Source organism: Rhodococcus sp. NS-SX18, assembly GCF_057367935.1.
The window spans coordinates 3,677,676-3,699,833 of record NZ_CM170633.1 but is presented as its reverse complement, the minus strand read 5'-3'; the positions used below and the strand labels follow the sequence as shown (position 1 = coordinate 3,699,833).

At 70.9% G+C, this 22,158-nt stretch carries 9 protein-coding genes; 4 read left to right on the top strand and 5 right to left on the bottom strand.

Annotated features, from left to right (window positions below):
• Positions 1-26: 26 nt before the first annotated feature.
• Both AC2IPW_RS17155 and AC2IPW_RS17150 read left to right on the top strand, forming a co-directional pair.
• Positions 27-13,691: a non-ribosomal peptide synthetase gene (locus AC2IPW_RS17155; protein ID WP_486375246.1), complete on the top strand. Its 13,665-nt coding sequence runs from the start codon at positions 27-29 to the stop codon at positions 13,689-13,691.
• A 142-nt stretch (positions 13,692-13,833) separates the two neighbouring features.
• Positions 13,834-14,862: an alpha/beta hydrolase gene (locus tag AC2IPW_RS17150; protein WP_450120277.1), complete on the top strand. Its 1,029-nt coding sequence runs from the start codon at positions 13,834-13,836 to the stop codon at positions 14,860-14,862.
• Between the two features lie 73 nt (positions 14,863-14,935).
• On the opposite strand, the gene AC2IPW_RS17145 is transcribed toward AC2IPW_RS17150, so the two are convergent.
• The 5 genes from AC2IPW_RS17145 to AC2IPW_RS17125 form a co-directional block, all read right to left on the bottom strand.
• Entirely contained in the window at positions 14,936-15,910 is a 975-nt protein-coding gene (locus AC2IPW_RS17145) for a lipase family alpha/beta hydrolase (protein ID WP_450120276.1), read from the bottom strand.
• 119 nt (positions 15,911-16,029) lie between these two features.
• Complete coding sequence (locus tag AC2IPW_RS17140) at positions 16,030-16,887, bottom strand: ABC transporter permease (RefSeq protein WP_450120275.1); 858 nt, start codon at positions 16,885-16,887, stop codon at positions 16,030-16,032.
• Between the two features lie 7 nt (positions 16,888-16,894).
• A complete protein-coding gene (locus AC2IPW_RS17135) occupies positions 16,895-17,746 on the bottom strand; it encodes an ABC transporter permease (RefSeq protein ID WP_003938097.1) in 852 nt (283 codons plus the stop codon).
• Positions 17,743-18,744, bottom strand: a complete 1,002-nt coding sequence (locus tag AC2IPW_RS17130; RefSeq protein WP_289379211.1) for an ATP-binding cassette domain-containing protein — start codon at positions 18,742-18,744, stop codon at positions 17,743-17,745. Before AC2IPW_RS17130 ends, AC2IPW_RS17135 begins: the two co-directional genes overlap by 4 nt.
• 131 nt (positions 18,745-18,875) lie before the next feature.
• Positions 18,876-19,571, bottom strand: a complete 696-nt coding sequence (locus tag AC2IPW_RS17125; protein ID WP_054371918.1) for a GntR family transcriptional regulator — start codon at positions 19,569-19,571, stop codon at positions 18,876-18,878.
• 142 nt (positions 19,572-19,713) lie between these two features.
• On the opposite strand from AC2IPW_RS17125, the gene AC2IPW_RS17120 reads away from it, so the two are divergent.
• Positions 19,714-21,378, top strand: coding sequence for an amidase (locus tag AC2IPW_RS17120; protein WP_486375245.1), 1,665 nt, complete (start codon positions 19,714-19,716; stop codon positions 21,376-21,378).
• Positions 21,379-21,813: 435 nt separating this feature from the next.
• Positions 21,814-22,119 carry a 30S ribosomal protein S10 gene (gene rpsJ, locus AC2IPW_RS17115; RefSeq protein ID WP_003938093.1) on the top strand — a complete coding sequence of 102 codons (306 nt, stop codon included), beginning with the start codon at positions 21,814-21,816 and terminating at the stop codon, positions 22,117-22,119.
• The last annotated feature ends 39 nt before the right edge of the window (positions 22,120-22,158 follow it).

Below are 22,158 nucleotides of genomic sequence, written 5' to 3'. Positions count from 1 at the left end.
GACGACCGGCGACGGAGCACGCAGGGATGAGTGTCGACGGTTCGGGGGACCGACGACCGGACGAATCACGAGGTCGCCGGCCGGTCCGGCAGCGACCCGGCCGCCGACGCGGACCCCGCGTCGCTCTGCTGCCCCAGCTCCTGGCCGCAGCGGTCGAACGTGATCCCGCCGCACCCGCGGTGGTGTTCGAGGAACGCACCCTGAGCTACGGCGAGCTCGACTCGGCCTCCTCCCGGCTGGCACGGCTGCTCATCCGGCGCGGGATCGGGCCGGAGGACGTGGTCGCCGTCGCTGCGACCCGGTCGATCGAGTCGGTGCTGTCGGTGTGGGCCGTCGCCAAGGCCGGCGCCGCGTTCGTGCCCGTGGACCCCAACTACCCGGATGACCGGGTCCGGCACATGGTCGACGACTCGGGAGCCCGCGCCGGTCTGACCCTCACGGCTTCGGTGCCGGACCTGCCCGGCTCCGTGCCCTGGATCGCCCTCGATTCCGCCGAGACCCGCGCCGCCCTCGCCGAACAGTCCGCAGCACCCGTCGCACTCGACGACCGGGTCCGGACACTGCGGGCGGAGCACCCCGCGTACGTGATCTACACCTCGGGTTCCACGGGCCGGCCCAAGGGCGTGGTCGTCACCCACACCGGACTGGAGGGCTTCTGCGCCGAACAGGTCGAGCGCTACGCGCTGACCCCGGCCTCGCGCACCCTGCACTTCGCGTCCCCCAGCTTCGACGCCTCCGTCCTCGAGCTGCTGCTCGCCGTCGGCGCGGGCTCCACCATGGTGATCGCCCCACCGTCCGTGTACGGCGGCGAGGACCTCGCCGAGCTGCTGCGCAGCCGGCAGGTCACCCACGCCTTCGTCACACCCGCAGCCCTGGCATCCGTCGACCCGGCCGGACTGGACACCCTCGCGACGGTGGTCGTGGGCGGTGAGGCGTGCCCGCCGGACCTGGTCGCGCGATGGGCACCCGGGCGCCGCTTCTTCAACGGCTACGGGCCCACCGAGACCACCATCATGACCAACATCTCGCACGCGCTGCAGCCCGGCGAGCAGGTCACGATCGGCCGGGCCGTCCGCGGGATGACCGCGCACGTGCTGGACGAGCGCCTCAACCCGGTCCCGTCCGGGGTCGTGGGGGAGCTCTACCTCGAGGGCCCCGGTCTCGCCCGCGGCTACCATCGTCGCGCCGCGCTGACAGCCGAGCGGTTCGTCGCGGGTCCCGCCGGCACCCGCCTGTACCGCACCGGTGACCTCGTCCGATCGGGCGAGACCGGACTGATCTACATGGGGCGCAACGACTTCCAGGTCAAGATCCGCGGATTCCGGATCGAGCTCGGGGAGATCGACGCCGCGCTGGCCGCGCACCCCGATGCCGACTTCGCGGTCACGGTGGGACGCCGGACCCCTTCGGGAGAGGCCCGGCTGGTGTCGTACGTCCATCCCGTCCCGGGTGCGGACATCGACCCCGACGCACTGACCGAGTTCGTCTCCCACCGGCTGCCGGCGCACATGGTGCCCGCCGTGATCGTGCCGCTCGACCGCATCCCGCTGACCCCGGTCGGCAAGCTCGACCGGGCCGCACTGCCCGAACCGGAGTTGCCCGCGCACGAATACCGCGCACCCCGTTCCGCCACGGAACAGGCCGTGGCGGAGGTGTTCACGGAGCTGCTCGGTGCCGAACGGGCCGGCCTCGACGACGACTTCTTCGAACTCGGTGGCAATTCCCTCGTCGCCACCCGCGCGGCCGCCCGCCTCGGAGAACGCCTCGCCACCCGGGTCCCCGCGCGACTGTTGTTCGAGGCGTCCACCGTCGAAGGCCTCGCCGCACTCGTCGAACCCTCCGTCGGGGCGGGCGCGCCGCAACCGCTCGTCGCCGGGCCGCGCCCCGATCCGATCCCGCTGTCACTGGCGCAGCAGCGGATGTGGTTCCTCAACCGGTTCGATCCGGCGTCGGCGGCGAACAACATCCCCGTCGCGTTGCGCGTCCGCGGGGCGCTCGACGTCGATGCCCTGCGCCGGGCCCTCGCCGACGTCGTGGGCCGGCACGAGGTGCTGCGCACCGTCTACCCCGAGCACGACGGCATCGGATCCCAGCTGATCCTCCCGTCTGAGGAGGCGACGCACCCCCTCGACCCGGTGCCGACCCCGCCCGACGAGATCGCCGGAGCGGTCGCCCGGCTCGCGACGGCCGGCTTCGACGTGACGTCCGAGGTGCCGCTGCGGGTGAACCTGCTGCGGTCGGCCGACGACGAGCACGTCCTCGTCCTGGTCGTCCACCACATCGCCGCCGACGGCGCCTCCATCGCGCCCTTCGTGCGGGACCTGGTCACCGCGTACGTCGCACGCACCGACGGTGCGGCCCCCGCGTGGGAACCGCTCGCCGTGCAGTACGCCGACTACGCCCTCTGGCAGCGCGCCGTACTCGGTGACGAGTCCGATCCCGCATCACCGGCGGCGCGGGAGATCGAGTTCTGGCGGGACGCCCTCGCCGACCTCCCGGACCGTCTCGACCTGCCGACCGACCGGCCCCGACCGGTGGAGGCCTCGGGCCGCGGCGCCACCGTCGACTTCGAGATCGACGCCGCCCTGCACGAGGCGGTCGAAGCCGCCGCTCAGGCGACCGGCACGTCCGCGTTCATGGTCGTCCACGCCGCGCTCGCGGTACTGCTGTCGCGACTGTCGGGCACCGCGGACATCGCGATCGGCACACCCGTCGCCGGGCGCGGCGAGCGCGCACTCGACGATCTCGTCGGCATGTTCGTCAACACCCTCGTGCTGCGCACCCGCGTGGAGCCCGACGCCACGTTCGCCGAACTGCTCGGCCGGGTCAGAGACGCCGACCTCGCGGCCTTCGACAACGCGGAGCTGCCGTTCGAGCGGCTCGTGGAGGTGCTCGATCCGGTGCGATCGACCGGGCACCATCCGCTGTTCCAGGTGGCGCTGTTCTTCCAGAACCTCGACCGCGCCGAGGTGACCCTGCCGGACGTCGAGATCGAATCCGTCGACCTCGGTGGCGCCGTCGCCAAGTTCGATCTGCAGCTGACCGTCTCACCCCGCGAGGAAGCCGGAAAGCCGGCCGGAATGTCGGCGCAGTTCACCTATGCGACCGATCTCTTCGACGAGTCCACGGTGCAGGGTTTCGCCGGGCGCCTGATCCGGGTGCTCGCAGCCCTGGCCGCGGGCACCGACCGCGTGGTGGGCGACCTCGACCTCCTCGACACCGCCGAGCACCGCGCCCTCGCTGTCGGCAACGACCGTGCCGTGCATCCGGTCCGGGCGGCGGGGCTGCTGTCCGCGTACCGGGACGCCGTCGCGCATCGTCCGGATGCGGTGGCCGTCGTCTTCGGCGACGAGACGCTCACCTACGCACAGTTCGATGCGCGCGTCAACCGGCTCGCCCGGTACCTCGTCGGCCTCGGCGTCGGACCCGAAACCCTCGTGGCACTGGCCATCCGGCGTTCGATCGACCTCCCGGTCGCGATCTACGCGGTCGTCGCGGCCGGCGGTGCCTACGTGCCGCTCGATCCCGACCATCCCGCCGACCGCATCGGGCACATCCTGTCCACCGCGCAACCGGTGTGCGTCCTGAGCACCCGCGCGGACGCGGCGGACCTGCCCGGCACGGTCGCCCCCGTCCTGGTCGACGACCTCGACCTGCGGGACCACGCGCCCGACCCGATCCGGGACGACGAACTGGCCGGTCCGATCCGTCCCGGCACCCCCGCCTACGTCATCTTCACGTCCGGTTCCACGGGACGCCCCAAGGGCGTGTGCATCTCGCACGAGGCCATCGTCAACCAGCTCGAGTGGATGGCCCACGAGTACGAGATCGGCGACAGCGACGTCTATCTGCAGAAGACCGCCACCACCTTCGACGTGTCGCTGTGGGGCTGGTTCCTGCCCCTGCGCGCCGGTGCGACCCTCGTCGTCGCCACCCACGACGGTCACCGCGATCCGGTGTACGTCGCCGAGACGATCGCGCGGCACGGCGTGACGCTGACCGACTTCGTGCCGTCGATGCTCACCGTGTTCGCCGCTCATGCGCCGGCCGGTACCTGTACGAGCCTGCGGCACGTGTTCGTGATCGGCGAAGCCCTGCCACCCGAGACCGTCGACGCCTTCCGTCGCGTCTGCGCTGCCGCGGTGCACAATCTGTACGGCCCCACCGAGGCCGCGGTCTCGGTGACGTACTGGCCCGCCGGCGACGAGCGGCAGAGCGTGCCCATCGGTGTGCCCGAGTGGAACGTGCGCGTGTACGTCCTCGACGGCCGGCTGCATCCTGTCCCGGTCGGTGTACCCGGGGAGCTGTACCTCGCCGGCGTGCAACTCGCCCGCGGATACGTGGGTCGACCGGATCTCACCGCGGACCGCTTCGTCGCCGACCCGCTCGGCACCCCCGGCGCTCGCATGTACCGCACCGGTGACCTCGTCCGGTGGCGCCGCACCGCGAGCGGTGACCAGGTTCTCGACTACATCGGCCGTACCGATTTCCAGGTCAAGTTCCGCGGTCAGCGGATCGAGCTGGGGGAGATCGAGTCGGCGATGCTCGCCCAGCCCACGGTCGGCCAGGCGGTCGCTCTCGTCGTCCCCACCGTCACCGGCGAGCAGCTGGTCGGCTATGCGGTCCCCGCACCGGGCGCGACGGTCGAGAGCGCGCAGCTGCTCGGCGCGGTCGCCGAGACCCTCCCCGCGTACATGGTGCCGTCGGCACTCGTCGTGCTGGATGCCTTCCCCCTCAACGCCAGCGGCAAGCTGGATCGTAAGGCGTTGCCGGAACCGGTGTTCGAGACTCGCGGCTTCCGCGGCCCGCGCACGCCCGTCGAGGAGATCGTCGCGGGCGTCTTCGCGGACGTGCTCGGCCTCGACCGCGTCGGGTTGGACGACGACTTCTTCGCCCTGGGCGGAAACTCGCTCGTCGCGACCCAGGTCGCGGCGCGGCTCGGTGCGGCACTCGACACCAAGGTGGCGGTCCGCGTGCTGTTCGAGACCCCCGGAGTGGAGGCGCTCGCGGTCCGGCTCGAATCCGAGTTCGGCCGGACCGGACGCGTCGCCCTGCGTCCGCGGCCGCGGCCGGAGATCGTCCCGTTGTCCCTCGCCCAGCAGCGCATGTGGTTCCTCAACCGCTTCGACCCCGATTCCGCGGTGAACAACCTGCCGCTGGCCATCCGGCTCCGGGGTGAGCTCGACATCGAGGCGTTGCGGGCGGCGATCGACGACGTGGTGTTCCGGCACGAATCGCTGCGCACGGTGTATCCGGAGGTCGACGGGGTGCCGCGTCAGGTCGTACTGCCCACAGCGGATCCGGCCGCCGGGCTGGAGCCGGATCCGGTGAGCGAGGCCGGCCTCGCCGCCGCGGTCGCCGCCGAGATCGGTGCCGGGTTCGACGTGACGACCGGAGTCCCGTTGCGTCTGAAGCTGTTCCGGCTGTCCGCTCGGGAGCATGTGCTCGTCGTCGTGCTGCATCACATCAGCGGTGACGGATTCTCGATGGGGCCGCTGACGCGCGACGTGATGCTCGCGTATGCCGCCCGGGCCGCCGGCCGGGAACCCGACTGGGCGCCGCCGGCGATCCAGTACGCGGACTACGCGCTGTGGCAGCGGGAGGTTCTCGGCGCCGAGGACGATCCCCGGTCGGTGCTCGCGCAGCAACTCGGCTACTGGCGCCGAACGCTGTCGGGGATCCCGGACCAGCTGGACCTGCCCACGGACCGGCCCCGTCCGCCCGTCGCGTCGAATCGGGGTGCCCTGACCGGCTTCTCCGTCGATGTCGGCACGCACGCGGCACTGGCGGCGCTCGCCCGCGAGCACGGCGTCACGCTGTTCATGGTGGTCCACGCCGCGCTGACCACCCTGCTCGCGCGGCTGTCCGGCACCGAGGACATCGTGATCGGTACGCCCGTCGCCGGGCGTGGCGAGGCCGAACTGGACGACGTCATCGGCATGTTCGTCAACACCCTGGTGTTGCGCACGCCGGTCGGGCCCGGCGACACGTTCGCCGCGCTGCTCGGTCGCGTCCGCGAGACCGACCTGGAGGCATTCGGGCATGCCGACGTGCCGTTCGAGCGCATCGTCGAGGTCCTCGACCCGGAGCGGTCCCAGGCGCGGCACCCGTTGTTCCAGATCGCGCTCAGCTTCCAGAACCTGGCGCGCACCCGCCTCGAACTGCCGGGACTGACCGTCGAACCGGTCGACTTCGACTTCGATCAGGCGAAGTTCGACCTGCAGGTGACCGTCTCGGACGTGGTCACCGAGGACGGCGCGCCGGACGGGCTGTCCGTGGCGTTGACCTATGCGACCGATCTGTTCGACGCCGGCACCATGGAGTCCTTCGCCCAGCGATTCACCCGCGTCCTCACGGCGGTAGCCGCCGATCCGGCCACCGTGGTCGGGGACATCCCGCTGCTGCCGGACGAGGAACGGGCCGCCGTGCTCGAGGCGTGGAATTCGCCGGGCACCCGCGCCGCCGATGGGACTCTCGTCGGCCGGTTCCAGACGCAGGCCGACCGGACCCCGGATGCGGTCGCCGTCACCGCCGGTGACCGCAGCCTGACCTACGGGGAACTGGCGTCGCGCGTGAACCGCCTCGCCCGCACCCTGATCGACCGGGGTGTACGACCGGACACCCTCGTGGCCGTGGCGCTGCCGCGCACCGAGGAACTCGTCGTCGGGCTCCTCGCCGTGCTGCAGGCCGGCGGTGCCTACCTGCCGCTGGACCTGACGTATCCGGCCGACCGCCTCGAATTCATGCTCCGCGACGCTGCTCCGGTCTGCGTGCTCGTCTCGGGCACCGACCGGGAAGCATTGCCGGACAGCGCTGTCGAGGCGATCGACGTGTCGGCCCTCGAGTTGTCCGCGGTCTCGGACGCACCGGTCGGCGACGACGAACGACGGGCACCGCTGCGTGCCGACAATCTCGCGTACGTCATCTACACGTCCGGTTCCACGGGCCGTCCCAAGGGCGTGCTGGTGCCGCACCGAACGGTGCTGGAACTGTTCGAGAACACCTGGCCCGCATTCGAGTTCGGCGAGCACGACGTGTGGACGATGTTCCATTCCTACGCGTTCGACTTCTCTGTGTGGGAGCTGTGGGGACCGCTGCTCCACGGCGGCCGGCTCGTCGTCGTCGATCACTACACCTCGCGCTCGCCCGAGGACTTCCGAGCCCTCCTGGGCCGGGAGCAGGTGACCGTGCTCAACCAGACACCGTCGGCGTTCTACCAGCTCGCCGAGGCGGACCGCGCGGCGGCGGAACGCGGCGGGGAATCCGGTCTCCCGGCACTGCGGTACGTGATCTTCGGCGGGGAGGCGCTCGATCTGCGGCAGCTCGTCGGCTGGTACGCCCGGCACGCCGAGGATGCGCCGCGGTTGGTCAACATGTACGGCATCACCGAGACCACCGTGCACGTCTCGTACCTCCCGCTCGCTGCGGCCGACGCGGCACTCACCGCGAGTGTGATCGGACGCGGCATCCCGGGCCTGGGCATCTATGTCCTCGACGCGCGCCTGCAGCCCGTTCCTGTCGGTGTGCCGGGGGAGATGTACGTGCGCGGAGCGCAGCTCACGCGCGGGTACCTGGGCCGCGCCGACCTCACCTCCGGCCGGTTCGTCGCCGACCCGTTCGGTGCTCCCGGAACCCGCATGTATCGGACGGGTGACATCGCCCGCTGGAACGCGCACGGCATGCTCGAGTACGCCGGGCGCAGCGACTCCCAGGTCCAGTTGCGCGGATTCCGCATCGAACTCGGAGAGATCGAGGCTGCTCTCACCGGAGTCGACGGTGTGGCGCAGGCCGTCGCGGTCGTGCGGACCGACGAGCGCACCGGCGACCGCCTCGTCGGCTACGTGGTGCCGCGCGCGGATCGCGACCTCGATCCGGCGACGGTGCTGGATTCGGTGGCCCGGTTCCTCACCGGATACATGGTTCCCGACGCGATCGTGATGCTCGAGGCGCTGCCGCTGACCGCCAACGGCAAGCTCGATCGCAAGGCTCTCCCCGCTCCGATATTCAAGGGCGACAAGAAGTTCCGTGCTCCCAGCACAGACGCCGAGATCGCGATCGCGGAGGTCTTCGCGGAGGTCCTGGGAGTGGATCGGATCGGCGCCGACGACTCGTTCTTCGCGCTCGGAGGCGACAGCATCGTCTCGATCCAGCTGGTGTCGCGGGCGAAAGCCCGCGGAGTGGTGTTCACTCCCCGCGACGTGTTCGAACGCAAGACGGTGGCCGGGCTCGCCGAGGTCGCGCGCGTCGGGGCGGAGGCGGCGCCGCCCGCGCTCGCCGAACTTCCCGGCGGGGGCGTCGGCGCCATGCCGTTGACGCCGATCGTCCGGTACATGGTCGAACGCGGCGGCGGGTTCGATCGCTACACCCAGACTCTCGCACTCGAACTCCCGGCCGGGATCGACCGCGCCGGCGTCGTCGGAACCCTCACGGCCGTCGTCGACCGCCACGACATGCTCCGGGCGCGGCTGCGCCGCAACGACTCCGGTGACTGGGAACTGTCGACCACACCGCCGGGCAGCGTCGATGTCGATGCACTGGTCGCCCGCATCGAGGTCGCGGACGGGACGGACGAACAGGCGCTCGCCGACCTCGCTGCGCGGGCGCTCGACGAGGCCGAGTCGCGGTTGCGGCCGTCCGAAGGCGTCGTGCTGCAGTTCGTGTGGCTCGATCCGGGTGCCGGCCGCACCGGACGGCTCGTCGTCGTCGCGCATCACCTCGTCGTCGACGGCGTCTCCTGGCGCATCCTCGTACCGGATCTCGTCACGGCGTGGGCGCAGCTGTCGAACGGTGGACGTCCCGAACTCCAGCCGGTCGGCACGTCGTTCCGGCGCTGGGCACACGCCCTCTCCGAGACCGCGGCCCCGGCCCGTTCGGCCGAGCTCGGGCTGTGGCGCTCGATCGTCGAGGGCCCCGATCCGCTGCTCGGCGCCCGCCCCTTCGATCCCGCGGTCGACCTCGCCGCGACGGTGGAGAAGGCGCGGATCCAGGTCGATCCCGCCACGACCGACGCGTTGCTGACGACGCTGCCCGCACGGTTCCACGGCGGTGTCAACGACGCTCTCCTCGCCGCGCTGGCACTCGCCGTCGCCCGCTGGCGCCGCGACCGGGGCGTCGACGAGCCGTCGGCGCTGGTCCGGCTCGAGGGGCACGGCCGGGAGGAGGAAATCGTCCCCGGCGCGGACCTCGGCCGCACCGTCGGCTGGTTCACCACCATGTACCCGGTCCGGCTCGATCTGTCCGGTGTGGATCTCGACGACGCGTTCGCCGGGGGCCGCGCCGCGGGCACCGCGATCAAGGCCGTCAAGGAGAACCTGCGCGCCGTTCCGGACAAGGGCATCGGCTACGGATTGCTGCGCTACCTCGACCCTGCCGCCGGAGCCGTGCTCGGGTCGCTGCCCGCCGGGCAGATCAGCTTCAACTACCTCGGCCGGATCGACGCCGGCGAGATTCCCGACGGCGCTGCGGGGCTCGGCTGGCTGCCGGCCGGCGACCTCGGTGACCTGTCGGGCCGCGACGACGCCGACGCCCCCGCGATGGCCACGGTCGACATCAACGCGGTCGTGATCGGCGGCCGGCTCGGAGCGAACATCGGGTATGCGAGCGGTCTCCTCGGCCGCGACGACGTCGAGGAGCTCGCCCAGTTGTGGGTGCGCGCCCTCGAGGCGCTCGCCACTCATGCCGCCCGCCCCGATTCGGGCGGCCTGACACCGTCCGACGTTCCCCTCGTGCACGTGGGCCAGAGCGACCTGGACGCCTGGGAGGCGCGGTACCCCGCGCTGGTCGACGTGTGGCCGCTCGCCCCGCTGCAGTCCGGCCTGCTCTTCCACGCGATGCTCGCCGACGGCCGAGCCGACGTCTACACCACCCAGGTGCTGCTCCACCTGACGGGCCGGGTCGACGTGGCCCGGTTGCGCCGGGCGGCGGAGGCGCTGCTCGAACGCCATCCCAACCTGCGCACGGCGTTCGTCGCCGGCGAGTCCGGTGAACCGGTCCAGCTGGTGCTCGACGACGTCGCCCTGCCGTGGCGCGAGGTCGACTCGGTCGGGGCGGACGGCTCCGAACTGGAGTCGACGGTACGCGCGGACCAGGACGTCCCGTTCGACATGGCCGCCCCGCCGCTGATCCGCTTCCTCGTGGTGCGCACCGCCCCGGACGCGTGGACGCTGGCCGTCAGCAGCCACCACATCCTGCTGGACGGGTGGTCGATGCCGCTGCTGCTCCAGGACCTGCTCACCCTGTATGCAACCGACGCCGACGCGACGATCCTGCCGCGGGTCCCGGCGTATCGCACCTACCTCGAGTGGTTGGCCACGCGCGACCACACCCGGTCCCGCGAAGCCTGGGCGGACGCGCTGGCGGGCCTCGGGGAGCCGGCCATGCTCGCCGAGGCGCTCGGTGACGGTGAGACGGGAGCCGCGGGCGGCGCGGAGCACCGCGTGGCGGTCGATGCCGACACCACCGCCGCACTGACCGAGTACGCGAGCCGGCTCGGTGTCACCGTCAACACCGTCCTCCAGGCGGCCTGGGCCGTGCTGTTGGCGCGGTCGACGGGCCGCGACGACGTGGTGTTCGGAACCACCGTCTCCGGCCGGCCCGGCGGACTCGACGGTGTCGAGTCGATGGTCGGGTTGTTCATCAACACGATTCCGGTGCGTGTCCGCCTCGACCCGGACACGGCGGTCGACGCGTCGCTGCGTGCCCTGCAGGCAGAGCAGGCAGACCTGCTCGACCACCATCACATCGGGCTGGCGGAGATCCAGCAGCTCGCCGGGGCCGGTGCGCTGTTCGACACCCTGCTGGTGTACGAGTCCTATCCGATCGACCGGAGCGGCCTCGAGCAGGCGAGCTCGATCGACGGCATGATCGTCGCCGGCGTCAACACCCGCGATGCGACCCACTATCCGCTCACGGTGGTGGCCACGGCCGAGGAGTCGCTGACCTTCGGGTTCAAGTACCGCAGGGACGTCTTCACGGCGTCCACCGTGCAGACCCTCGCGCAGCGCTACCTCCGGGTGCTCGGCGACTTTGCCGCCGGAACCGCCGGGACGACGGGACAGCTCGAAATCCTCGGCGAGGCCGAGCGGGACGATCTCGTCCGGCGGACCGGACGCCCGGCGGAACCTGCCGTGCCGTTGGCCGACCTGCTGGCCGCTGCCGCCGCCCGCGACCCGCAGTCGCCCGCCCTGTCGTACGACGGTCGCGAGCTGACCTATGCCGAGCTCGACGCTCGCTCGTCGCGGCTCGCGCGTCTGCTCGTCGCGCGCGGCGTCGGACCGGAGGACGTCGTGGCCGTGGGGCTGACCCGGTCCTTCGAGTCCGTCGTCTCGGTGTGGGCGGTCGCGAAGACCGGCGCAGCGTACGTTCCCGTCGATCCCAACTACCCCGCCGACCGGGTCCTGCACATGGTCACCGACTCCCGGGCGCGGGTCGGACTGACCGTGGCAGCCGAACGCACCGTCCTGCCCGACACGATCCCGTGGGTGGTGCTCGACGACGGTGGGACCGAGTCCGAACTCGACGCGCTGTCGTCCGCCCCGGTGACGGACCGCGACCGACTGCGTCCGCTGCGCGTGGACAATCCCGCCTACGTCATCTACACCTCCGGCTCCACCGGGCTGCCGAAGGGTGTGGTCGTCACCCACACCGGGCTGGCCAACTTCGCGGCCGAACAGCGCGAGCGTTACGCCCTCGGCCCGGAGACCCGGGCGCTGCACTTCGCGTCGCCGAGCTTCGACGCGTCGGTGCTCGAACTGCTGCTCGCGGTCGAGCCCGGGGCCACGCTGGTGATCGCGCCGCCCACCGTCTACGGTGGCGCGGACCTGGCGGACCTGCTGCGCCGCGAACGCGTCACCCACGCGTTCGTGACTCCGGCGGCCCTGGCGTCCGTCGATCCCACGGGTCTCGACGATCTGCGGACCGTCGTGGTCGGTGGCGAGGCCTGCCCACCCGAACTCGTCGCGCGATGGGCGCCGGGCCGGGCGTTCCACAACGGGTACGGACCCACCGAGACCACCATCATGACCAACATCAGCGATCCGCTCACCCCGGGCGGCCCGATCACCATCGGCGGGCCGCTCCGGGGCACGCGCTCGCTCGTCCTCGACGACCGGCTCCGTCCCGTGCCGGTCGGGGTGACGGGGGAGCTGTATCTGTCCGGCGTCCAGCTGGCCCGGGGTTATCACGCCCGGGCATCGCTGACCGCCTCCCGGTTCGTCGCCGATCCGTACGGCACCGGCAACCGCCTCTACCGCACGGGTGACGTCGTGCGATGGACCGAGTCCGGTGAGATCGAGTACGTGGGCCGGTCGGACTTCCAGGTGAAGATCCGCGGATTCCGGATCGAACTCGGGGAGATCGACGCCGTGCTCCGCCGGGATCCGGCGGTCGACTTCGCTGTCACCGTCGGCCGGACGTCCGAGGCGGGCGTCGTGAGCTTGGTCTCGTACGTGACCGCGCGGCCGTCGGCGGCCGTCGACACCGCCGCGTTGCTGGCCTCGGCGGCGAGGACGCTGCCGGGGCACATGGTGCCGTCGTCGATCGTCGTTCTCGACGAGGTGCCTCTCACCCCGGTAGGCAAGCTCGATCGTGAAGCACTGCCGGAACCGGGCACGGCCACCCGCCCGTACCGGGCTCCGGAGACCGATGCACAGCAGGTCGTCGCGGACATGTTCGCCGAGGTGCTCGGTCTCGACCGGGTCGGCCTCGACGACGACTTCTTCGAACTCGGCGGCAACTCCCTGGTGGCGACACAGGTCGTCGCGCGTCTGCGGGATGTCCTCGGGGTGCAGGTGCGGGTGCCGTGGTTGCTGGCGGCACCGACGGTGGCGGCGTTCGCCTCCCGTATCGGAGGCGATGGCAGCGGAGGGGACGCGGCGCTCGCCGTCGTGCTACCGCTGCGCGCCGGTGAGCCCGACGTGACCCCGCTGTTCTGCATCCATCCGATGATCGGCCTGGCCTGGCCCTACGCGGCCCTCGCCGCGCGGCTCGCTCCCAGCCGTCCGGTCTTCGGGCTGCAGACCCCGGCGCTCACGGACCCGGAATTCGTGCCGACCTCGATCGAGGTGCTCGCGCAGCGATACGCCGACGAGATCGTGCGGGTCCGACCCGACGGGCCGTACCGGCTGGCAGGCTGGTCGCTCGGGGGTGTGCTCGCCCACGCGGTGGCGGTGGAGTTGCAGACGCGAGGCTTCCGAGTCGAGCACCTCGCGATGCTCGACTGCATTCCGCGGATCGACACGGACCGCTTCGGCGCGGAATTCGCCGAGAATCTCCGCAGCCTCGGAGTGGACGTGGACCCGGAGGCCCTCCGTGACGGTCTGCCGCCGGAGGCGGCGAGTGCTGTGGCCGCCGCGGTGCCCACCGAGCTGATCGACCTCGACGCGCAGCGGGTACAGCGCATCTTCGCTGCGGCGGTGCTCTCCCCGGAGCTGATCAACCGGCACGAACCGGGACTGTTCGCCGGCGACGTCGAGTTCTTCAGCGCGCGGGACGAACACCCGAACGAAGCGGATGCGGCGAACCTGTGGGTTCCGTACGTGACCGGCCGGGTCCGGAACCGGTTCGTACCGGGGGCGCACGGCGCGATGATGGATCCCCCCGCGCTCGACGTGATCGTGCCGGCGTTGGATCGTGACTCGATCGATGTGACGGATGTGATCGGTGAGGTTTATGGCCCGCCGTCCGCAAGGTAACGTTCGTCCGCGTGCTGTCGATTCAGTACATGCTGCGCCGTAGGGCGCACCCCGGTCCGCCGGGGTTCGGGGACGCCCGCCTGCCGGGCCTGAGGAGGTTGACGGAATGAGTGTTGTCGAGTCGCGGAGCCGCGCTCGGAGGATGGGAGCAGCCGCGATCTCGGCGGCGGTACTTGCGCTGCCGCTGTTCACGGGCGCCTCGTTCGCCTCGGCCGACCCGGTGGCCGACACCCTGCAGCCCATCACGGCCGTCACGTCCGAGAACGGGTCGTACATCACCAGGATCGAGAACTACGGTGAGCAGCAGCTGCTCGTCTGGGTGTACTCGGCGTCCATGGACGAGGAGATCCTGCTGGACGTGTGGCGCCCGGCCGACACCAGCAAGCCCGCGCCGACGCTGTATCTGCTCAACGGCGCCGGCGGCGGTGAGGATATGGCCACCTGGCGGGGCCGAACCGACGCGATCGAGTTCTTCAAGGACAAGCACGTCAACGTCGTCTCGCCCGTCGGCGGCATGTTCAGCTACTACACCGACTGGAAGAACCCTGATCCGCAGCTCGGTGTGAACAAGTGGGAGACCTTCCTGACCGAGGAGATTCCGCCGCTCGTGGACGGGGCTCTGGGCACCACCGGAGTCAACGCGGTCGCCGGCATCTCCACCTCGGGCACCTCGGTGTTCCAGCTGCCCATGGCCGCGCCGGGACTGTACCGGGGTGTCGCTGCCTACAGCGGATGCGCACAGACGTCCGACCCGATCGGCCAGCAGTTCGTCAAGATCACGGTCGAGACGTGGGGCAACGGCGACACCGAGAACATGTGGGGACCGACGAACGACCCGATGTGGGCGGAGAAGGATCCGTACGTCAACGCGGAGAAGTTGCGCGGGCTCGAGATGTACATCTCCAACGGCACCGGCCTGCCCGGTCCGCACGACACGCTGACCGGCCCGGAGATCGACGGTGACGCGGGAGTGCTGGCCAATCAGATCGTGGTCGGCGGCGTGATCGAGGCCGCAACCAACTACTGCACGCACAACCTGAAGAACCGGCTCGACAGCCTGGGCATCCCCGCCACCTACAACTTCCGCGAGTCCGGAACCCACTCGTGGGGCTACTGGCAGGACGACCTGAAGGATTCGTGGCCGGTGCTGCAGCGGGCCCTCGGGATCTGATCTCCGGTCCCCGGATCGTGCACACGCGAACGGCCCCTCCCGGCGGGAGGGGCCGTTCGCGTGCCGCGACTGTCTAGCCGGCGGGAGGCGCCGTGCACGGGGCCGGCACGGTCTCGGCGTACTGCGGATCGAGAGCCGACTTCACCAGGTGCAGCGACTCGGGCAGTTCGAGTAGGGCGAGGTGGCCGGCCGGGCTGGTCGGACACGCGTCCTCGAGCCACACGTTGTGCACCACGCTGTTCTCGCTGGGCTGCAGGAACGCATTCTCCGGTGGCGTGGCGACCGTGTCCTGACGGGTGGCGATCGAGGTGTACTCGATTCCCGGCAGGGTCTCGGACCCGGAGTTGAGCCGGGCCAGCACGCGCGATCCGATCAGCTGCTGACGTCCGGCGATACCGAAGACCATCTGCGCGAGGCGTTCGGTGGCCCATTCCTGGTTCCCCAGTCCGAGACGGGCGAACAGGGAGTACAGCTGCTGCAGCCCGTTGAACGTGGTCCCGTGGTTGGTCGCACCGAGCATCACCAGCTTGTCGACCTTGTTGCGGTCCGGGTCCGCCGGGTCCGCGCCGCCCTCGAACCGTAGGTACTGGCGGGAGACCGGTCCACCCTGCGAGTGACCCACGAGGTCGACCTGGTCCGCTCCGGTGTGAGTGAGCACCGCATCGACGAACTCGCCGACCTGCTTCGCGGAGTCCTCGATGCTCCCGACTCCCCAGACCATGAGTTCGGGGTCGACCAGCGAGCGGATGCCACCGTAGTTCAGGGCGTAGACGCAGTAGCCGAGATCGGCGAGCTGCGGGGCTGCAACGGCCCACGTGCCGGTCATGTCCATCCTCGTCCCGTGGACGAGAACAACCGGCCGGGGATGCTCGGGGGAGGGCACACAGTCGAGGTCGTTCGCGCCGGCGGGACTCGGCCCCATCGAGTCGAGCAGCGCCGGTAGAGACGGGGGCTCGGTGGGCGCCGCGGCGGCCGTGGGCAGCGCCGGCCCGGCGGCCGCCAGGGCGGCCGCCGTCACGGCGACGGTGATCCGGCGGGCATACTTCATCGGCATTCCTCCGTGGGCCGCACTGGGTGACAGTGCCTCGGCTGCGTGCTGCAGCCGTTGTGCGGCCGCGGTCGGCGCACAGGATAACAGCCGGGGACGGCCGCCCGGGGTCGCCGCGATCAGCCCTCCTCGGCCGCGCGCCGATAGCCCCGGATGGCCGGCACCGTGAACACGGCGACGGCGAGGAAGACCCACAGCAGTGTCTTGACCAGCGGTTCGGCGAGCGGACCGCCCATCGCCAGTGCCTTCATCGCGTCGATCGCACACGACATCGGCTGGTTCTCCACGATCGGTTGCAGCCACCTCGGGTAGGCCATCACCGGGACGAACCCGGAGTTGAAGAACATCAGCAGGGTGCACCCGATCGACACCAGTTCCACGAGGGGCAGCTTGCTCGACATGGTGGCGAGGACGGTGACCATGAGGGCGAACCCGATCCCGAAGAGGATCGGGATCACCAGAATCCCGAGCACGGCGAGATAGCCCTGCGTGAACCGGAACCCCAGAGCCACCCCGGCCGCCAGGATGACGATCGTGGTGGCCAGCACCCGGACCGCCTCGGCGAACATCCGGCCCAACAGCCCGGCAGCCCGGTGGATCGGCAGGGTGTGGAAGCGGCCGAGCAGGCCCGTCTGCCGCTCCGTACGCAGACCCACCGCGCTGACCACCGAGCCGAACATGGCACCGACCAGGATGATCATCGGGACCGTGCCGTAGATCGCGGGCTGACCGGTCGCGGCGGTGACGGTGTTGCCGAGCACGACCCGGAACATCAGCAGGGTCAGCGCGGGGTAGAGCAGCGCCTGGATCATCGTCGCGGGATCGCGCGCCCAGCGCAGCAGCAGGCGCCCGCACTGGATTCGGCTGTGCTCCCACAGCGCCGCCGACGACCGCTCCGGATGGGCGCGCGTGGGGTCCAGAAAGGCGAATGCGGCGCCGTCGGCGTCGACGGGCCGGGCGTCGGGCGTTCCGGTCACCTGCGAATCACCCCCGCCTCGTGCTGGCCCATACGGCCAGTGGCGCGAACACGAGCGCGAGACCCGCGCACCAGGCCACGGTGGGGAAGAGGACCTGCCAGGTGACGCCACCCTCGGCCATGTCCTGCATGGCGAACGAGAACTGCGAGATGGGCTGGTTGCGGACGAACGGCCGGATCCACTCGGGGAAGCCCTCCTCCGGGACGAAGCCGCACGAGAGCATGCCGAGGATCAGCTGCGGCAGCGTCAGGGCCTGCGCGGTGGCCTCGGGACTCTTCGACAGCGTGCCGATCGCGTCGGCGCCCAGCGCCAGGACGAGACTGATCGCCAGGGCGGTGACACAGAACAGGACCGCCTGTCCGAACCCGGCCGAGAATCGGAACCCGATCGCGTATCCGAACAACAGCGCCCCGGCCAGGGACACGACGGACCGCAACATCGCGCTCGACATCCGGGAGAGCAGCGGGACCGCGCTGAACACGGGCATGGTCTGCAACCGGCTCGTCAGGCCCGTCATCGCCTCACCCGAGGACAGCTGCGCCGCCGAGATGGCGGTGAACGCCATCGCCTGCAGGACGATGATCGGCATCAGGTACTGCGCGTAGTCGATGCCCTGCAGCGACATGACGAACTTCAGGGGCAGGTAGAAGCCGAGGCCGAACACCACCGGGGTGATCGCCGCAACGACGAGTTCGCCGTACCGCGCCATGGTGCGGACCGTGCGCATCGTGAGCGCACTCCACTGGTTGAGCACCGTCGGGTCGGCCCGCCGGTGCGAACCGACCCGCTTCTCCGGGAGGGTGATCTTCGCGTCGTGCCGCACCCGCTGGGCGCTGATGCTCTTGGTGTGCACGGTCACGCCTGCCCTCCCGTCGTCGGTTCCGGGGCGTCGGCGCCCGCCGTGTGGCCGGTGAGGCTGAGGAACACGTCGTCGAGCGACGGCCGGCGCAGACCGATGTCGGCCAGCTCGATCCGGGTGGGTGCCAGCCGGCGCAGGGCCTCGGCGAGCGTCGCCGGACCGTGCGGCGCCGGGATGGAGACCCGGTCGTTGGATTCGGACCCGGCCAGTTCCGCCCGGACGTCGCCCGGGACGAGGTTGCCGAGCGCATGCACGACCCACGGCAGGGCCTTCGGATCGGCCGGGACGATCTCGCAGTAGCTGCCGCCGGTCGAGGCCTTGAGCTGGTTGGCGGTGCCCTCGGCGACGACGGTGCCCCGGTCGATGACGATGATGTTGTCGCTGAGCAGGTCGGCCTCTTCGAGATACTGCGTCGTCAGCAACACCGTGATGCCCTGCTTCTTGAGCGCGCCCACGAGAGACCAGACACCCTGCCGACTCCGCGGATCGAGACCGGTGGTCGGTTCGTCGAGGAACACCACCTCGGGGCGCACGACGAGACCGCAGGCGATGTCGACGCGGCGGCGCATGCCGCCGGAGTAGTGCCGCACCGCGCGTTTGCCGGCGTCGACCAGGTCGAATTCGCGGAGCAGATTGTCGGCGCGCTGGCGGGCGGCCGCGCGGTCGAGACCCATGAGGCGGCCGAACAGGATCAGGTTCTCCCGGCCCGACAGCGTCTCGTCGAGGGCGGCGTACTGCCCGGTCATCATGATCGAGCGCCGTACGGCGGCCGGGTCGGCGACCACGTCGTGCCCCGCGATCACCGCGCGCCCGCTCGTCGGGCGCAGCAGCGTGGAGAGGATCTTCACCGTCGTGGTCTTGCCGGCGCCGTTGGGGCCGAGAATGCCGAGGACCGAACCGCGCGGGGCGGAGAACGTGATGCCCTTGAGGGCATGGACGTCGCCGAACGACTTGTGCAGGTCGTCGACGAGGACCGCTTCGTCGTGGTATCTCAGCATCACTCTCCGCCGTGGAACTCTCGGTCGGCCGCTCGCGGACCCGTCGACGAGTAGATCCCGCCGCCACGCCGCGATGTTACCGGCCGCCCGGCGCGGTCCGAGCGGGCTGCGAGTGCCGCGCGGCGGCCGCGTCAGCTCCAGATACCGATCTCGTCCAGGTGCCGGACCAGGCGCCGGGCCCCGTCGGTGAAGTGCCGGCGGGTCTCCTCACCTGCGGAATCGGCGTCTGCGCGGCCGAGCGCGTCGATCAGGCGGCGGTGCGAGGCGACGGCGGCAGCGCCCCAGGCGGGATCGGACGAATAGAAGTGCACCGGGGTGTAGCGGGTGGCGTTGAGCAGGAACCACGACAGCTTCCGCGCGCCGGTCGCGCGGTTGAGGGTGCGGTGGAACGCGAACTCGAGGTCCTCGATCCGCGCCCCGTCGCCGCTGCGCACCGCCTCGGCGAGACGTTCGTTGAGGTCCGACAGTTCCGCGACGGTCTCCGGGGTGATCGCCGCCGCCGCCCGGCGCGCGAGCTCTTCCGCGATCTGTCCCTGCAACCAGAACAGGTCGTCGATGTCGCCCCGGCTCAACGGAGCGACGACGTAGCCACGGTGGGGGACGAGCTCGACGAGGCCTTCACCCCGCAGTGTGAGCAATGCCTCACGAACGGGGGTGACGCTCACACCGAGTTCGGCGGCGGTCTCGTCCAGCCGGATGAAGTCACCGGGCCGGACCCCACCGGACATGATGAGGTTGCGGACGTGCACCGCCACGTCGTCCGACAGCTGTGGCCTGCGCCGCAGCGGCCGCCCCCCGGACGCCCGGGACTGGGCAGAAGATGTCATCGGCACTCCCTACAGTCCTGCGTTCCGGTACATCGGCCGGTTCCGTTCGACGGATTATCGCGCACCGCTCATGCGTCGTGGGGGAGGGTGGCTCGGTGCGCTCGTCCTGCAGGCATACGGCGCCGACACTAGCCTCGACCGGGTGAGTTCCCGAACGTCCCGGCGTCGATTCCTCGGCACCGCTGCCGGCGGCGTCGTCGGGCTCGGCCTCCTCCCCGCCGCGCGCGCCGCCGCCCGCCCGGCCTCTCGCCTTCCCGACCCGGCGACCGTCCCGGCCACCGATCCGGCCATGTTGAGTGCGATCGAAGCGGCCAGTCTGCTGCAGGCCGGACAGTTGCACCCACGCGAACTGCTCGATGCGTACCTGCGTCGTAGCCGGGACCACGACGGCGGTGTCGGCGCATGGATCCACCTCTATCCGGACCTCGCCTATGCCGCTGCCGACGCGGCGGCCACGCGGCTCACCGCCGCCCGGGCGTCCGGTGAGCCCGTCTCGCCGCTGTGCGGACTGCCGATCGCCCTCAAGGATCTGTTCGCGGTGGGGGGCCTTCCGCTGACCGCGTCGAGCAATGTGCTCCGCGACAACGTCGCCGCCGGTGATTCGGGGGTGTGGCGCCGGCTGCGGGACGCCGGGGCGGTCCTGCTCGGTCACGTGCACACCGACGAGTTCGCGATCGGTGTCGTCACCCCGCAGGTGGCGAACCCGTGGAACACGCAGTATTCCCCGGGCGGCTCGTCGGGCGGCAGCGCCGCGGCGGTTGCGGCCCGCTTCGCCCCCTTGTCGGTCGGGAGCGACACCGGCGGCTCGCTGCGGCTGCCGGCGAGCGCGTGCGGCGTCTCGGCGATCAAGCCGACGTACGGGCGCGTCACCTCGCACGGGATGATCCCGCTCACGTGGACCAGGGACCATCCCGGCCCCATCGGGCACAGCCTCGCGGACGCTTCGCTGCTGCTCGGTGTCCTCGCGGGTGAGGAGACGGACGATCCGGTCACGGCCGGTGGCCCCGGCGTGCCCGAGGGCGGTTACCCGCTGGCGCCGCCCACCGGGGCGACCCCGCTCGCGGGCGTCCGTATCGGCCTGCCGCACGGCGGGACCGACCGGCTGGCACCGGAGCTGCGCCGCCTGTTCGACGAGTTCCTCGCGACGGCGCGCGCACTGGGCGCCGAACTCGTTCCGGTGTCGATGCCCCACCCGCCGGAGTCGCTCCTGGCCGGTGACACCGCGGAGATGGGTGCCTATCACCGGCAGTTCGTGGACCGGCTCGGTGAATACCGCATCGACCTCGCGCCGCTCGTGAGTGCCGCGGTGGCCTCTCTGGCGCTGCCCGTCGCCGACTACTTCTCGCTGGAGCGGGACCGGTTGCGTTATCAGCACCAGTACAACGCCATGTTCCGCGACCACGAGCTCGATGTGATCGCCCTGCCGGGCGCGCTCGACGACGGCTGTCCCCGCGATGCGTTCGCGGGTCTGAGCGTGCTGTCCGGGGTGGCCGGCGACGTCCAGTGGGCCAATTACACCGGCGCCCCGGCTGTTTCTTTCCCCGTCGGCCGCTCGGCGGTGACCGGGCTGCCGTTCGGCGTCCAGCTGGGTGCGCTGCCGTGGCAGGAGTCCGGGTTGATCTCGGTGGGCCTGGCCCTGCAGGAGGCCCTGCCGGTGTGGCGCGACGTGCCGGGTGTGACCCCGACGCCGCGCGAGCTGCCGGTGGTCACGCCGACGGCGCCGGGCCCGGGTCCCGATCCGACCAATACGCTCGGGGCGGCGGCGCCGGTCCGGACACCGGCGACCCTGTCGACCGGAGGATTGTGACGGCCGTCCCGCCGACGCGAAGTTGAGAATGCCGGGGCGGTCCTGCATACTGGTCGGGTTGCCTTGACCGGGTCACGGTTTTCCGCGGCTCGGAACAAGATCGAGTGACAGTCGCGGATCGAGCCTGACGGCCTGGTCGCGGCCACATGCAAGACGGAAGCAGTACCTTCCTGTACCCGTGCGGGTACATCCGGCAGGTCGGTCCGTGGTGTCGAGCATCGGTTCGGCGCTGCGGAGCGAGCGGTAGGGCGACACGCCCGACCGCGTGTGCCGGAGAACAATGACAGATGAACAGCGGCATGCGGATCGGGTGCGCCCGGTCACGAGGTGTGGAGAGTGCTGTTCGTCGTCGCCGTTCGGGCGGAACTGTGCAGACGAGGTGGTTCCCGATTCGCTCGGGTGCTACGAAACGCGGCAAGAAAAGGACACATAAGCGTGGCGGGACAAAAGATCCGCATCAGGCTCAAGGCCTATGACCATGAGGCGATCGACGCATCTGCGCGCAAGATCGTCGAGACGGTGACCCGTACGGGCGCTCGCGTGGTCGGCCCGGTGCCGTTGCCCACCGAAAAGAACGTGTACTGCGTCATCCGCTCGCCGCACAAGTACAAGGACTCGCGCGAGCACTTCGAGATGCGGACTCACAAGCGGCTGATCGACATCCTCGACCCGACGCCCAAGACCGTCGACGCGCTCATGCGCATCGACCTCCCGGCGAGCGTCGACGTCAACATTCAGTGACTTTCGAGACCAGCGAGCTTGTAGAAGACGCAGCGGAGA

What these genes read in the sequence shown, in the direction of transcription:
- AC2IPW_RS17145 (WP_450120276.1), bottom strand. Translation starts at nt 15,910, where the DNA reads ATGAAGTATGCCCGCCGGATCACCGTCGCCGTGACGGCGGCCGCCCTG.
- AC2IPW_RS17125 (WP_054371918.1), bottom strand. Translation starts at nt 19,571, where the DNA reads ATGACATCTTCTGCCCAGTCCCGGGCGTCCGGGGGGCGGCCGCTGCGG.
- AC2IPW_RS17150 (WP_450120277.1), top strand. Translation starts at nt 13,834, where the DNA reads ATGGGAGCAGCCGCGATCTCGGCGGCGGTACTTGCGCTGCCGCTGTTC.
- AC2IPW_RS17130 (WP_289379211.1), bottom strand. Translation starts at nt 18,744, where the DNA reads ATGCTGAGATACCACGACGAAGCGGTCCTCGTCGACGACCTGCACAAG.
- AC2IPW_RS17155 (WP_486375246.1), top strand. Translation starts at nt 27, where the DNA reads ATGAGTGTCGACGGTTCGGGGGACCGACGACCGGACGAATCACGAGGT.